This window comes from Bradyrhizobium sp. LLZ17 (genome assembly GCF_041200145.1).
Taxonomy (GTDB): Bacteria; Pseudomonadota; Alphaproteobacteria; order Rhizobiales; family Xanthobacteraceae; genus Bradyrhizobium.
The window spans coordinates 1813011-1826448 of sequence record NZ_CP165734.1; the positions used below are offsets into that span (position 1 = coordinate 1813011).

The following is a 13438-nucleotide window of genomic DNA, read 5'->3' on the forward strand; positions in this document are numbered from 1 at the left end:
ACCTACGGCTTACCGAAGCCCTACTCCCACTCAATCGTCCCCGGCGGCTTGCTGGTCACGTCGTACACCACCCGGTTCACGCCCTTCACCTCGTTGATGATGCGCGTGGCGGTCTCGCCCAGGAATTTCATGTCGAACTGGTAGAAGTCCGCGGTCATGCCGTCGGTGGAGGTGACGGCGCGCAGGCCCACGACGAAATCATAGGTGCGGCCGTCGCCCATGACGCCGACGGTCTTGACCGGGAGCAGCACGGCAAAGGCCTGCCAGATCTCGTCGTAGAGGCCGTGCTTCCTGATCTGGTCGATGTAGACGGCGTCGGCCTTGCGCAGGATGTCGAGCTTGTCCTTGGTGATCTCGCCGGGGCAGCGGATGGCGAGGCCGGGGCCCGGGAACGGGTGGCGGCCGACGAAGATTTCGGGCAGGCCGAGCTCGCGACCTAACTTGCGGACCTCGTCCTTGAACAGCTCGCGCAAGGGCTCGACCAGCTTCATGTTCATGCGCTCGGGCAGACCGCCGACATTGTGGTGCGACTTGATCGTCACCGAGGGGCCGCCAGTGAAGGAGACGCTCTCGATCACGTCGGGGTAGAGCGTGCCCTGCGCCAGGAAGTCGGCGCCGCCGATTGTCTTGGCCTCCGCCTCGAACACCTCGATGAAGAGGCGGCCGATGGTCTTGCGCTTGGTTTCGGGATCGGTGACGCCTTCGAGCTCGCCCAAAAACTGCTTTGAGGCATCCACGTGCACGAGCGGAATGTTGTAGTGGTGGCGGAACAAATCGACCACGGTCTTGGCTTCGTCGAGACGCAGCATGCCGTGATCGACGAACACGCAGGTGAGCTGGTCGCCGATGGCTTCGTGGATCAAGACGGCCGCGACCGCGGAATCGACGCCGCCGGAAAGACCGCAGAGCACCTTCCCTTTGCCGACCTGGGCGCGGATCTTGGCGATCTCCTCCTCGCGGAAGGCGCGCATGGTCCAGTCGCCCGAGAGGCCTGCGATCTTGCGCACGAAATTGCGAATGAGTTTGGCGCCGTCGGGCGTGTGCACCACTTCGGGGTGGAACATCAGGCCGTAATATTTGCGCGTCTCGTCCTGGATGATCGCGAACGGCGCGTTCGGCGAGGTGCCGGCGACGGAGAAGCCCGGCGGCATTTTGGTGATGCGGTCGCCATGGCTCATCCAGACCTGGTTCTTGCCGCCGGGCGACCAGACGTCCTCGAACAGCTTGCTCGGCGCCTTCACCTCGACATCGGCGCGGCCGAACTCGCGATGATGGCCGCCCTCGACCTCGCCGCCGAGCTGCGCCGCCATCACCATCTGGCCGTAGCAGATGCCCATCACGGGCACGCCCGAGGCGAAGATCGATTGCGGCGCGCGGGGCGAGCCTTCCTCATGCACCGATTCCGGGCCGCCGGAGAGGATCACCGCTTTCGGCTTCATCGCGTTGAAGGCCTCTTCGGCCTTGTTGAACGGGACGATCTCGCAATAGACGCCGTCCTCGCGCACGCGGCGCGCGATCAGCTGCGTCACCTGGCTGCCGAAATCGACGATGAGAATCTTGTCATGCGCCGAGGCCATTGGGGGCGTCGACGCGGAGCGGTCGGTCTGTGCTGCTGTCATGGCAAGCCAATACGCGACGGCGTCCCTGCCCGCAACCGCGCGGATTGCGCGCCCACATCCTTCTTTGGGCATGGACAAATGGATATAGGTAAGTATTATTGACCTAATTGCCCCACATGCCAAACAGGGGCCAGTCAGGGAGAACGCCGTGCCACAACATCAGCCATCACAGCTCGCAGCGCTCGGCCAGATCTGGGTCGAGGCCTGGAATGCGCGCGACCTCGAGCGCGTGCTCTCGCTCTATGACGACGCAGCCGTGATGACCTCGGACCGCATCCCCGCGCTGGGGTTTGGTGCCGACGGCACCGTGCGCGGCAAGGATGCGCTGCGCGCCTATTGGAGCAAGGCGCTCGGGCTGATTCCGAACCTGCATTTTTCGCTGATCGACGTGTATGTGAGCCCGGACAGCCTCGTCGTGTTTTACGAGAACGAGCGGGGAAAGCGGATCTGCGAGTATTTGCGGGTGAATGATGCCGGACTGATCGTGCAGGGATCGGCGAATCATTTGGTGGAGTGAGGGCCTCACGCACCGCTGTCATTCCCCGCGAAAGCGGGGAATCCAGTACGCCGTAGCTTCTCAATGAACCACGAACCTCTCGGATTACTGGATCGCCCGATCAAGTCGGGCGACGACAGCGAGAGTGAGGGACGCATGTGTCCCAAGCTCGCAACAACGGAGACTGCGGCGAGCGCCTGCGCTAACAACATCACCGCCGGCTCTGACACACAGGACCCTCCACATGAAACTCCCCACCTCCCCCTTCACCGTCACCGACTGGAGCAAGGTCGAGGCGACCGTGCATCCGGGCGAAACCGGCGAGGCCCGGTGGCGGACGCTGAACATCGGCGATCTCCGGGTGCGGATGGTGGACTATTCGCCGGGCTATCTGGCCGATCACTGGTGCGACCGCGGCCACGTGCTCTACGTGCTGAAGGGCGAGCTCGACAGCGAGCTGCACGACGGACGCAAGTTCAAGCTGACGGCGGGGATGAGCTACCAGGTTTCGGATTTCGGCGATGCCGCGCATCGCTCCTCGACGGCCACCGGGGCGACGCTGTTTATCGTCGATTGACCGACTTCCAAGCGCCGCATTTTGCAGCGCAAAATAGCAAAGCCATGGGGGCTCGCCGCGAGCGCGTGGCGCCTTGAACTTGCCCCATTAATTCGCTACATTGTGATCATCGATCCTTGGCCGAACGACTGGGCCGCTCCGTCTCATTTCCAATGGACGAGCACGTTTCAGGTATTTCTCCAAAATCGACCAACCGGGACGATGGGCGCAAATTTATGCGCATTTGTCCCCCTGAGTGCATCGTCTATGAAAGGAAATGACTATGGCAATGGGCACCGTGAAGTGGTTCAACAACCAAAAGGGTTTTGGTTTCATTCAGCCGGACAACGGCGACAAGGACGTCTTCGTTCACATCAGCGCCGTTGAGCGCGCTGGTCTGAGCACCCTCAACGAGGGTCAGAAGGTTTCGTTCGACATCGTCGCGGACCGCCGCAGCGGCAAGTCCTCGGCTGACAACCTCCGCGCCGGCTAGTCGGCCGCGCAATTCGCGATCTGACCACGGACGTACCGGCAGGTCGTAGGATTACAAGCCCCGCCACCGAGATTTCGGTGGCGGGGTTTTTGTTTTGGAATGGTTGATTCTTGTAGGGTGGGCAAAGCGAAAGCGTGCCCACCACTTCTATTGCAACCGCGGAGAGATGGTGGGCACGGCGCGTCGCGCCTTTGCCCACCCTACGAAGCTACGAAGCCTTCTTCAGCACCGAGACGAAGAAGCCATCGGTGCCGGTGCGGCGGGGGGTCATCAGCCAGCCTTCGTCGGACTGACGCGCGGCTTGCGAAAATTCCTCGGTCTTGTCCCAGAGCACGCTCGCGGTCTGCTCCGGCGGCACTACGGAAAAATCAGGGTGACGCTCGACGAACGCCCTCACCTGCTCGCCGTTCTCCTCCGACAGCACCGAGCAGGTAATGTAGGCGATGCGGCCGCCGGCCTGCACCAGCGGCACGGCGCGCTCCAGCACCTCGACCTGGTCCTTGAGGCGGATCTCCAGCGCACCGGGACGCATCCGCCATTTGGCGTCGGGATTGCGGCGCCAGGTGCCGGTTCCCGTGCAGGGCGCGTCGATGACGACGAGGTCGGCCGAGGCGCGGATGTCGGCCAGCGGGTCGGTGTCGCCCTTGGGCGTGCGGACATCGGCATTGTGGACGCCGGCGCGCGACAGCCGTTCATGGATCGGCACGAGCTGCCGCTTGTCGCTGTCGGTCGCGATCAGCCGGCCCTTGCCCTGCATCATCGCGGCCAAGGCCAGCGTCTTGCCGCCGGCGCCGGCGCAGAGGTCGATCACCTGCTCGCCGGGTTTGGCCGCGGTGAAAAGCGCCGCAAGCTGCGATCCTTCGTCCTGAACCTCGACGGCGCCCTTGATGAAATCCTCCTCCGCTTGGAGCCCGGGATTGCGCGCATCGGCGGAAAGCTCGACGCGCAGGCCGGTTGCGGACCAATGCGTCGGTTTCGCATGAAGATGAGCAAGCGCCTTCAGCATCTTGTCGCGGTTGGACTTTAGCGTGTTGACGCGAAGGTCAAGCGGCGCCCGGCTCGCCATCGCGACCGCCTCCGCGACCCGGTCCTCGCCGAACGCTTTTGCCAGATACGGATCGAGCCATTCCGGATAGTCCCCGGCGATCGCGGCGGGCGCGTTGTTCAGGGAGCGCGTGGCGAGCGCGGCCTGCTCGGCCTCCGTGAGCGGCGCGGGTGCGAACCGGCTGCCGTCGAACAGCGCGGCCATGGTGGCGCTGTCCATGTTGCGCTCGAGGCGGAGCATGCCGATCAGCCGCGCCCGCGCGGTGTCGGAATCCATCAGATAGGCGCTGGAGGCGTAGCGGCGCAGCACGTCCCAGACCAGGCCGGCAATCGCCGCACGGTCACCGGAGCCGGCGAAGCGGTGCGCGGTGCCCCACTCCTTCAGCGCCTTGGCCGCGGGCACGCGGTCTCTCTCGATGGTGTCGATCAGTTCGATGGCTGCGGACAGCCGGGCGGCGGGAGTCATTTGAATCTTTCAGATCAGCAACAAAATCTTCAGTGCGAAGTAGATCCACATCGCCAGCAGCACGAGCACGCCGGTAAGCCAGACCGAGGAGCGCCGGCCGAGATCGTTCGAGGAAACGAAGACGCCGGCATGGGCAAACCGCGTCACCACGAACACCCAGGACATCAGCACGATGAAGAGGTCGGCATGGCGCAACGGCAGCGCCAGCGCGATCAGGGCGTAGAACAGCACCGGCAGCTCGAACTGGTTGCGGTAGCAGTTCGCGATTTGTGTGGCGCCCTTCGGCCAGTTCGGCTCGCCGAGCGCAATGTCGCAGAATCCTGGTCTCGCCCGAGACCAGCGCGTTCCGGCGCCTGAACACCATGCCGATCAGGAGCGCGAAGGTGAGCCCGATCTGCACGAAGACCGGCAGCAAAACCATTTGAACGGACATCGGAACTTTCCCACTCGGCGGGGGCCGCCGGATCCATGCTCTAGCCGCCGCTCCTCCTCCTGACAATCAGCGACTTGAACCGGCGTTCCGGCTTCGGCGACCAAGGGTCGATAGTTAAAGCGATTTCGGCCTTTCGGGCCTGACGAGATACCGCCATGAACACCCTCTTCGGCCAGATAGCGGGCATGATCGGCCCTTTGACCGAATCCGCTGACGGTCGGCTCGGCCTGCTGATGTCGGCGCTGTCAGGCGTTGCGGCCGCGCTCGCGGTCGCCCTGACGCTGACGGTCTATTTCCGCATGGCCTACCGGACCTGGCGCGACGTGCTCAGGCACGGCCTGGCGGCGCTGGCCGCGGCCGCGCTGTTCGCCTTTGCCGCCTACGACATGCGCCACGCCGCGCTCGCCTATCTTGGCCTCAACCCGTCCAAGCCCGCGGTCGAGTTCGAGATCCGCATGCCGCGCGAGACCCTGACGACGGCGTCCGACAGCCAGATCGAGTTGCACACCGACCGCAACCAGACGCTCGCACTGGTCGACGGCGTCAGCGACCTCGCAGACGGCCGCGCGCTGCTGCGCGGCGCGGTCGCGCTCGACCACCGCACCGCCGACCGGGTGCTGGTGGTGAACCTGCCCGGCAAGGGCATCTTCGAATTCCGCCTCCGCCTGCCCGCCGAGCCGCATCGCTCCGAGCAGTTCGGTCCGTGGCATCTCGCCGACCGCATTGCCACGCCGCAGGCCGGCCCCGTCGCGCCGCAGGACGCCTACACGATCCGCTATCGCGTGCTTTAAACTTTGTTTCATGGGGAAGCGTGCGCGCGCGTCATCGTTCCGACGCTTGGCCGGGCAATACTTCGTCCATGTCCGAATTTCGCCTGACCCAGATTTCCGACACCCATCTCGGCCGCCGCTTCCCCGGCCTGATCGCCAATTTCCATCGCGTCTGCGAGCACATCGACGCTGATAGACCCGATCTCGTCATCAACACCGGCGACGTCTCGTTCGACGGGCCGACCAGCCGCGACGATGTCGTGTTCGCCAAGAGCCTGCACGACGCCCTGCCGGTCGCCTGCCGCTACCTGCCGGGCAATCACGACATCGGCGACAATCCGACCGCGATCGGGCCGGCGCCCAAGCCGCCGGTCAGCGAGGCGCACCGCCAGCAATTCCGCGACATCATCGGCGCCGACCATTGGTCGTTCGAGGCGGCCGGCTGGCGCTTCATCGGCCTCAACTCGCTGGTGATGAATTCAGGGCTCGCCTTCGAGGCCGCGCAGTTCGAGTGGCTCGCCTCGGAGATCTCGCGCAGCAATGGCGGACCGGTCGCGCTGTTCCTGCACAAGCCGCTGTTTCTCGACCAGCCCGACGATCCCGAAACTCCCGAGACCTCGATCCGCTACGTGCCGCAACCGGCACGGGCGCGGCTGATCGAAATGTTTTCAAGCCTCGATCTGCGCCTCATCGCCAGCGGTCACGTGCACCAGCGCCGCGACTTCACCTATCGCCACACGCGCCACGTCTGGGCGCCTTCGGCGGGCTTCGTCATCAACGACAAGCGCCAGGACCGGATCGCGATCAAGGAAACCGGCCTGGTCGAGTACCGCTTCCAGCCGGACAGTCTTGAAGTTCGCCACCTCAGGGCGCCCGGCCAGCTCGATGTGGATGTCGGAGAGCTGCTGGCGCAGATGGGCGCGCAGTAGCGCGCGTCTCAGGCGACGCTCTTTAGATCCTGCTGGATCACGGCGAGCAAGGATTGCAGCGCGTCGCTGTTGACCGGCCTGGCCGGCTCTGAAGCCGGCTGACCATTGGACGGCGGCGCTTTGACCGGCCGCTTCGGAAACGGTGGACGCGGTGGCGGCATCGACGGCGGGCTGGCCTCGTCGTCGGCATGAACGAACTTGCCATGGATGACGTCATCGCGACGGCCCATGACGAACATGGTCGTCCAATAGCCCGCGGCGACAAGGATTACGCAGAAAAGACTGATCTCTAACATCGCAACACCTAAAATATGCGCGATGATTCAATGCCTTCCCCGGCACGTCAATGAACCGACGGCCACGCCTGCGGCTTTTGCCGCCAGGTGTGGCCGATCGGTCACTGTTTGTTAACCATACCCGGGCTCCCAGAGGGCCGGGAGCGGCGGATCAAGCCTTGTCCGGCCCGACCCGGACCAACTGCTTGCCGAAATTGGCGCCCTTGAGCAGCCCGATGAAGGCCGCCGGCGCGCTGTCCAGGCCCTCGGTGACGAACTCCTTGTACTTCACCCGGCCGTCGCGGACCCAACCCGACATGTCGCGCAGGAAGTCGCCATGGCGGGCGGCGAAGTCCGAGACGATGAAGCCGCGCAAAGTCAGCCGCTTGGTGAGGATGTTGCGCATCATCGCGCCGGCCCATTTCGGCGGCTTGGCCTCGGTGTCGTTGTAATGGGCGATCAGGCCGCAGACCGGCACGCGCGCAAACGCGTTGAGCAGCGGGAACACCGCCTCGAATACCGCGCCGCCGACATTCTCGAAATAGACGTCGATGCCCTTCGGGCAGGCATCCTTCAGCTTGGCGGCCAGATCAGGATCGCGGTGATCGAGACAGGCATCGAAGCCGAGCTCCTTCACGACGAAGTCGCACTTGTCCTTGCCGCCGGCGATGCCGACCGCGCGTGCGCCCTTGATCTTGGCGATCTGGCCCACGGCCGAGCCGACCGCACCGGAAGCGCCGGCGACGACGACGGTCTCGCCTTGTTGCGGCTTGCCGATATCGAGCAGGCCCGTATACGCGGTCATGCCGGGCATGCCGAGCACGCCGACAGCGGTCGAGATCGGCCCAAGCTTTGGATCGATCTTCGCGAGCCCCTTGCCGTCCGAGATCGCATGCGTCTGCCAGCCCGCACGCGAAAGCACGATGTCGCCCTTGGCGAAATTCGGATTGTTGGAGGCCGCGACCTCGCACACCGTACCGGCTTCCATCACCCCGCCGATCGGCACCGGTGCGGCATAGGACGGACCCTCGCTCATGCGCCCGCGCATATAGGGATCGAGCGACAGCCAGATGGTGCGCAACAGGACCTCGCCTGCGCCTGGCGTCGGCACTGCGAATTCCTCGATGCGGAAATCGGACGGCTTGGGCTCGCCGACGGGACGCGCGGCAAGAACGATGCGTTTGGCTTGGGACATGGGCTTCCTCCACTTTCTGTCAGTGCGAGCGAAGCGAAGCAATCCAGCCGCGTCAATACAAAAGGACTGGATTTGCGTCGTCGCGAAAGCTCTTCGCAATGACGAGCTTGTGGCAGGCGCACGCCACACACTCGCTGTCATCGTCCGCCTTGTGCGCAATTACGCACTGGGGCGGACGATCCAGTACTCCGAGACAATTGTGATTGAGCCGAGAAGCCGCGGCGTACTGGATGCCGCCTTCGCGGGACATGACACCGTCTTCTTGGCACGTGCTGAGCGAACCTAACCGCCGCCCGGATAGTTCGGCGCCTCGCGCGTGATGGTGACGTCGTGGACGTGGCTTTCGCGCAGTCCCGCGCCGGTGATGCGGACGAACTGCGCCTTGTTGTGCAGCTCGTTCAGATCGCGGGCGCCGACATAGCCCATCGCTGCGCGCAAGCCGCCGGCGAGCTGGTGCATGACGTTGCCGACCGGGCCCTTGTACGGCACCTGGCCCTCGATGCCTTCAGGCACGAGCTTGAGCGTGTCCTTGATGTCCTGCTGGAAGTAGCGATCGGCCGAGCCGCGCGCCATCGCGCCGACCGAGCCCATGCCGCGATAGGCCTTGTAGGAACGGCCCTGCCACAGGAAGACTTCGCCGGGCGTCTCGTCGGTGCCGGCGAGCAGCGAGCCGACCATGGCGATGTCGGCGCCGGCGGCGAGCGCCTTGGCCAGATCGCCGGAGAATTTGATGCCGCCGTCGGCGATGACGGGAATGTCGGACTTCTTCGCCGCTTCCACCGCATCCATGATCGCGGTGAGCTGCGGCACGCCGACACCGGCGACGATGCGCGTGGTGCAGATCGAGCCCGGCCCGATGCCGACCTTGATGCAGTCAGCGCCCGCATCGATCAGCGCCTGCGTACCCTCGGCGGTGGCGACGTTGCCGGCGACGACCTGCACCGAGTTGGACAGGCGCTTGATGCGATTCACCGCATGCAGCACGTGGCGCGAATGGCCGTGCGCGGTGTCGACCACGACGAGATCGACGCCGGCATCGATCAGCCGCTCAGTGCGCTCGAAACCGGTATCGCCGACCGTGGTGGCGGCGGCCACGCGCAAGCGGCCTTGCCCGTCCTTGCAGGCGAGCGGATGAGCGACCGCCTTCTCCATGTCCTTCACGGTGATCAGCCCGACGCAGCGATACTGCTCGTCGACGACCAGCAATTTCTCGATGCGGTGGTGATGCAGCAACCGCCTGGCTTCGTCCTGACTGACATTCTCGCGCACCGTGACGAGGTTTTCGTGCGTCATCAGTTCGGAGATTTTTTGCTGGCGATTGGTCGCAAACCGCACGTCGCGGTTGGTGAGGATGCCGACCAGCTTGCCTGGTATCGACTTGGCGGCGCCGGTGACCACGGGAATGCCGGAGATGCCGTGATCGCTCATCAGCTTGAGCGCATCGTCGAGCGTTGCCTCGGGGCTGATGGTGAGCGGATTCACCACCATGCCCGACTCGAACCGCTTGACCTGCCGCACCTGCGCGGCCTGCCCTTCGGGATCGAAATTGCGGTGGATGACGCCGATGCCGCCGGCCTGCGCCATGGCGATCGCCATGCGGGCTTCGGTCACAGTATCCATGGCGGACGCCATGATCGGGATGTTGAGCGGGATGGCGCGGGTCACGCGCGAGCGGATATCGACCTCGCCCGGCATGACGTCCGACAGGCCCGGCTTCAACAGCACGTCGTCGAACGTAAAGGCTTCGCGGATGCCTTGTTGCACCGTGGCCATGTGCCAACTCCTTCCTGCGGCGATGCCGCAAATGGCTATGGATGAGCGCCGCCCTCGGCGTGCCTTGCGGCATCGCCGGAGAATCGGAGCCCATCGGTGGGGTTGACGCGGGTCGATAGCACGGCCCGGTGACGAATCAAAGCAATTCGGACCGCTGGCCAGCCATGCACAGGCTTTTTAGGCCGAGTCGGTGGGGATGGCCCGGCGGCGGGCTGCCTCAGTCGATCAGGAGGTCGACTGGAACGCCCAAGGCGCGCGCAAACTTCTTCTGTAGCTCGGCAGGTCCCTTACGCCGGCCGTTCTCGATGTCAGAGAGGTAGTTCTGACTGATACCAGCTGCTGCGGCCAATTCGTCCTGAATCATACCGCGCCATTCGCGGATCACGCGGATCGCGTTCTCTCCTGCGGTCAGCCGGTCAACGACCACCTTTGGCAGCACCACGTCGCGGCCTTCTTTCAGAGCGCGCATGGAGTTCCGAACAATCCGGCTTGCGGCGGCATCTTCCTGCGCTTCTGCCGCAAGCGCCACCAGCCGGTCATACTCGTTGCGTGGCAGGACTGCCAGATCATCGCCCGCGGGTGTTCGGATGAACTGGACAATGCTCTTCGCAGCGCCGGATTTAGCCATGGTGTACCTCTCAATCATAGATTTCACGGCGGTGCCCAACGGCGTGAACTGTAAGCGTGTTGCCTCTCACCGTGAAAAGCACCCGCCAGTCGCCAGCGCGGAGCCGCATGCCGTGCGTCCCCTTGGAGCGCCTTGACATCGCCCGCTCCGGTCCGCGCAAAGGTCTGCAGCTTGAGATCGATCTGAGCGCGCGTGGCAGCCGTAAGCTTGCGCCACTGGCGGACCGCAGCCGAAGTGAACTCGATCTCCTTCACATGCCGAACATCGCACATCGCGATGCCGCAAGCAAGCATGTCTATCGCAAAGTGCGATGGTCGCCCGTGCAGGATTTAGGTGCTATGCGTTGATCCTCAATGGTCCCGGCCGAGTAGCGGTGATAAGCCGCAATTCCCGCTCCTCCTTCCGATTGCCATTACCAATCCGTCATGGTCGACAAGCAACGCATCATTCCACTGATCGTGGCCACCGCTCTGTTCATGGAAAACATGGACTCGACGGTGATCGCGACCTCGCTGCCGGCGATCGCGGCCGATATCGGCACCAGCCCGCTGACGCTGAAGCTTGCGATCACCTCCTACCTGCTGTCGCTTGCGGTGTTCATTCCGGCCAGCGGTTGGACCGCGGACCGCTTCGGCGCGCGGATGGTGTTTGCGATCGCGGTCGGCGTCTTCATGGCCGGATCGGTCGGCTGCGCGCTCTCGACCTCGGTGAACGATTTCGTGTTCGCGCGCATCCTCCAGGGCATGGGCGGCGCGATGATGACCCCGGTCGGCCGCCTGGTGCTGCTGCGCTCGGTCGACAAGAGCGCGCTCGTCAATGCGATGGCCTGGGTGACGGTGCCGGCGATGATCGGTCCCGTGATCGGTCCGCCGCTCGGCGGCTTCATCACCACCTATGCGTCCTGGCATTGGATCTTCCTGATCAACATCCCGATCGGGCTGCTCGGCATCTTCATGGCGCTGCGCTTCATCGACCCGATCAAGAGCGAGGAACGCGAGCCGTTCGACCTCTACGGCATGGTGCTGGCGGGCATCGGGCTTGCCGGCATCGCCTTCGGTCTGTCTGTTGCCGGGCTTAATCTGCTGCCGTGGAGCACGGTTGCCGGCCTGGTCATCGGCGGGTCGATCTCGATGACGCTGTATGTGCTGCACGCCCGGCGGACGGGATCGCCGGTGCTGGACTTCTCGCTGCTGAAGCTGCCGACGCTGCGCGCGGCCATTCTTGGCGGTTTCATGTTCCGGCTCGGCATCGGCGCGCTGCCGTTCCTGCTGCCGCTGCTGATGCAGATCGGCTTCGGCCTGTCGCCGTTCAAGTCCGGCCTCGTCACCTTCGGCTCCTCGCTCGGCGCCATGGGCATGAAGACGCTCGCCGCGCGCATCATCCGCGCCTTCGGTTTCCGCAACCTGATGGCGGTGAACGCGATCATCAGCGCGGTTTTCCTCGCCGCCTGCGCGCTGTTCACGGTGACGACGCCGCTGCTCATCATCATGATCATCCTGGTGGTCGGCGGCTTCTTCCGCTCGCTCGAGTTCACCGCGATCAACACGGTCGCCTATGCCGAGGTCGAGACCGCGCAGATGAGCCGCGCCACCACGCTCGTCAGCGTCAACCAGCAGCTCGCGGTCTCGGCCGGCATCGCCGTCGGGGCGGCCTCGGTCGAGACCACGATGTGGCTCAATCATGTCAGCGAGCTCGACGCCACGATGTTCGCGCCGGCCTTCGTCGTGGTCGCGCTGACCTCGGCGGCGTCGAGCTGGTTCTTCTGGCAGATGCCCGGCGACGCCGGCCACGAGATCTCCGGCCGCAAGGCCGTGGAGATCGCGAGCCGCAAAGGCGCGGCCAAGAGCGCGGCGAATGCCGCCGTCAAAACCGCGACCGAGGATACCCAGAACGCGCGGGACCAAAGGTTGGGATAGGTTCACGCAATGGCGCAACACACTCCGTGTCGTCCCGGCGCAGGCCGGGACCCATAACCACAGGGAGGAGTTGTGGCGCGAGACCCGCAACTCCGAGTCCCCGTAACCACACCTGCTTGTGGTTATGGGTCCCGGCCTTCGCCGGGACGACTGCGGATATTGGGGTTCAAGCCCCCCGAAATCCCGTCGCCAGCACGTAACGCTCCGACGAATCCTGCCGGCTGGCGGCGGGCTTCACATGACGTACCGTGGCAAAGTCGCGTTTGAGCTGGGCCAGCAGGTCGGCGTCGGCACCGCTCTGGAACGTCTTGGCGAGGAACGCCCCGCCGGGCTTGAGCACGTCGCAGGCGAACGCGGCCGCGGTCTCGATCAGGCCGACGATGCGGAGCTGGTCCGTCTTGCGGTGACCGGTGGTGTTGGCGGCCATGTCGGACATCACGACGTCGGCGCCGCCCCCGAGCATGGCGTTGAGCTTCTCCGGCGCGTCGTTCTCCATGAAGTCGAGCTGCGCGAAGTCGACGCCGGCGATCTCCGGCATGTCCAGCAGATCGATCGCGACGACCTTGCCCTTGCCGTCGACCGAGCCGACGCGCTTGGCGGCGATCTGGCTCCAGCCGCCCGGCGCAGCACCGAGATCGACCACGGACATGCCGTGTTTCAGCAGCCGGTATTTGTCGTCGATCTCGAGCAGCTTGAAAGCGGCGCGCGAGCGATAGCCCAAAGCCTTGGCCTTGACGACATAGGGATCGTTGAGCTGCCGCTCCAGCCAGAGCTTCGACGACAATTTGCGCTTGCCGCCGGTCTTGACCTGGACGTGCAAGCGGCCGGTGGTGTCCTTGGCCATC

At 64.7% G+C, this 13438-nt stretch carries 14 protein-coding genes and 1 pseudogene; 6 read left to right on the plus strand and 9 right to left on the minus strand.

Translation table 11 applies throughout. The features are described 5' to 3' along the window. Nucleotides 1–20 precede the first annotated feature (20 nt). Nucleotides 21–1619, minus strand: coding sequence for a glutamine-hydrolyzing GMP synthase (gene guaA / locus AB8Z38_RS09130; protein WP_369724397.1), 1599 nt, complete (start codon nucleotides 1617–1619; stop codon nucleotides 21–23). Between the two features lie 148 nt (nucleotides 1620–1767). On the opposite strand from guaA, the gene AB8Z38_RS09135 reads away from it, so the two are divergent. The 3 genes from AB8Z38_RS09135 to AB8Z38_RS09145 all read left to right on the plus strand — a co-directional run bounded on the left by AB8Z38_RS09135 (nucleotide 1768) and on the right by AB8Z38_RS09145 (nucleotide 3164). Beyond that, a complete protein-coding gene (locus AB8Z38_RS09135; RefSeq protein WP_369724398.1) occupies nucleotides 1768–2136 on the plus strand; it encodes a nuclear transport factor 2 family protein in 369 nt (122 codons plus the stop codon). 223 nt (nucleotides 2137–2359) lie between these two features. Then, nucleotides 2360–2692: a DHCW motif cupin fold protein gene (locus AB8Z38_RS09140; protein ID WP_369724400.1), complete on the plus strand. Its 333-nt coding sequence runs from the start codon at nucleotides 2360–2362 to the stop codon at nucleotides 2690–2692. A gap of 262 nt (nucleotides 2693–2954) precedes the next feature. Then, nucleotides 2955–3164, plus strand: a complete 210-nt coding sequence (locus AB8Z38_RS09145) for a cold-shock protein (RefSeq protein WP_045000506.1) — start codon at nucleotides 2955–2957, stop codon at nucleotides 3162–3164. Nucleotides 3165–3372: 208 nt separating this feature from the next. Here AB8Z38_RS09145 and AB8Z38_RS09150 read toward each other — a convergent pair whose 3' ends face one another. Beyond that, on the minus strand, nucleotides 3373–4674 hold the full coding sequence (locus AB8Z38_RS09150; RefSeq protein WP_369724403.1) for an RsmB/NOP family class I SAM-dependent RNA methyltransferase: 1302 nt from the start codon (nucleotides 4672–4674) through the stop codon (nucleotides 3373–3375). Between the two features lie 9 nt (nucleotides 4675–4683). Then, nucleotides 4684–5107, minus strand: a pseudogene (locus AB8Z38_RS09155) (MAPEG family protein). 155 nt (nucleotides 5108–5262) lie between these two features. Between AB8Z38_RS09155 and AB8Z38_RS09160 the strand changes: the two are divergent. Then, nucleotides 5263–5898, plus strand: a complete 636-nt coding sequence (locus AB8Z38_RS09160; RefSeq protein ID WP_369724405.1) for an acriflavin resistance protein — start codon at nucleotides 5263–5265, stop codon at nucleotides 5896–5898. Nucleotides 5899–5966: 68 nt separating this feature from the next. Next, entirely contained in the window at nucleotides 5967–6806 is an 840-nt protein-coding gene (locus tag AB8Z38_RS09165; RefSeq protein WP_369724407.1) for a metallophosphoesterase, read from the plus strand. An 8-nt stretch (nucleotides 6807–6814) separates the two neighbouring features. On the opposite strand, the gene AB8Z38_RS09170 is transcribed toward AB8Z38_RS09165, so the two are convergent. From AB8Z38_RS09170 to AB8Z38_RS09190, 5 genes are all read right to left on the minus strand, one after another. Further along, a complete protein-coding gene (locus AB8Z38_RS09170) occupies nucleotides 6815–7102 on the minus strand; it encodes a hypothetical protein (RefSeq protein ID WP_369724408.1) in 288 nt (95 codons plus the stop codon). A gap of 151 nt (nucleotides 7103–7253) precedes the next feature. Further along, complete coding sequence (locus AB8Z38_RS09175; protein ID WP_369724410.1) at nucleotides 7254–8276, minus strand: NADP-dependent oxidoreductase; 1023 nt, start codon at nucleotides 8274–8276, stop codon at nucleotides 7254–7256. Nucleotides 8277–8558: 282 nt separating this feature from the next. Next, nucleotides 8559–10049 (minus strand): IMP dehydrogenase, encoded by a 1491-nt coding sequence (guaB, locus tag AB8Z38_RS09180; protein ID WP_369724412.1) that lies wholly within the window; start codon nucleotides 10047–10049, stop codon nucleotides 8559–8561. A 217-nt stretch (nucleotides 10050–10266) separates the two neighbouring features. Next, nucleotides 10267–10677 (minus strand): helix-turn-helix transcriptional regulator, encoded by a 411-nt coding sequence (locus tag AB8Z38_RS09185; protein ID WP_369724413.1) that lies wholly within the window; start codon nucleotides 10675–10677, stop codon nucleotides 10267–10269. Between the two features lie 10 nt (nucleotides 10678–10687). Continuing rightward, a complete protein-coding gene (locus AB8Z38_RS09190; RefSeq protein WP_369724415.1) occupies nucleotides 10688–10816 on the minus strand; it encodes a type II toxin-antitoxin system RelE/ParE family toxin in 129 nt (42 codons plus the stop codon). A gap of 286 nt (nucleotides 10817–11102) precedes the next feature. Here AB8Z38_RS09190 and AB8Z38_RS09195 point away from each other — a divergent pair, with 286 nt between their 5' ends. Next, nucleotides 11103–12593, plus strand: coding sequence for an MFS transporter (locus tag AB8Z38_RS09195; protein WP_369724417.1), 1491 nt, complete (start codon nucleotides 11103–11105; stop codon nucleotides 12591–12593). Between the two features lie 166 nt (nucleotides 12594–12759). Here AB8Z38_RS09195 and AB8Z38_RS09200 read toward each other — a convergent pair whose 3' ends face one another. Continuing rightward, nucleotides 12760–13437, minus strand: a complete 678-nt coding sequence (locus AB8Z38_RS09200; protein ID WP_369724419.1) for an RlmE family RNA methyltransferase — start codon at nucleotides 13435–13437, stop codon at nucleotides 12760–12762. Between the last annotated feature and the right edge of the window lies 1 nt (nucleotide 13438).

Bases quoted from the DNA above. Each gene is read 5' to 3' on its own strand.
- guaA (WP_369724397.1), bottom strand. From the start codon at position 1,619: ATGACAGCAGCACAGACCGACCGCTCCGCGTCGACGCCCCCAATGGCC.
- AB8Z38_RS09140 (WP_369724400.1), top strand. From the start codon at position 2,360: ATGAAACTCCCCACCTCCCCCTTCACCGTCACCGACTGGAGCAAGGTC.
- AB8Z38_RS09145 (WP_045000506.1), top strand. From the start codon at position 2,955: ATGGCAATGGGCACCGTGAAGTGGTTCAACAACCAAAAGGGTTTTGGT.
- AB8Z38_RS09150 (WP_369724403.1), bottom strand. From the start codon at position 4,674: ATGACTCCCGCCGCCCGGCTGTCCGCAGCCATCGAACTGATCGACACC.
- AB8Z38_RS09160 (WP_369724405.1), top strand. From the start codon at position 5,263: ATGAACACCCTCTTCGGCCAGATAGCGGGCATGATCGGCCCTTTGACC.
- AB8Z38_RS09165 (WP_369724407.1), top strand. From the start codon at position 5,967: ATGTCCGAATTTCGCCTGACCCAGATTTCCGACACCCATCTCGGCCGC.
- AB8Z38_RS09170 (WP_369724408.1), bottom strand. From the start codon at position 7,102: ATGTTAGAGATCAGTCTTTTCTGCGTAATCCTTGTCGCCGCGGGCTAT.
- AB8Z38_RS09175 (WP_369724410.1), bottom strand. From the start codon at position 8,276: ATGTCCCAAGCCAAACGCATCGTTCTTGCCGCGCGTCCCGTCGGCGAG.
- guaB (WP_369724412.1), bottom strand. From the start codon at position 10,049: ATGGCCACGGTGCAACAAGGCATCCGCGAAGCCTTTACGTTCGACGAC.
- AB8Z38_RS09185 (WP_369724413.1), bottom strand. From the start codon at position 10,677: ATGGCTAAATCCGGCGCTGCGAAGAGCATTGTCCAGTTCATCCGAACA.
- AB8Z38_RS09190 (WP_369724415.1), bottom strand. From the start codon at position 10,816: ATGTCAAGGCGCTCCAAGGGGACGCACGGCATGCGGCTCCGCGCTGGC.
- AB8Z38_RS09195 (WP_369724417.1), top strand. From the start codon at position 11,103: ATGGTCGACAAGCAACGCATCATTCCACTGATCGTGGCCACCGCTCTG.
- AB8Z38_RS09200 (WP_369724419.1), bottom strand. From the start codon at position 13,437: ATGGCCAAGGACACCACCGGCCGCTTGCACGTCCAGGTCAAGACCGGC.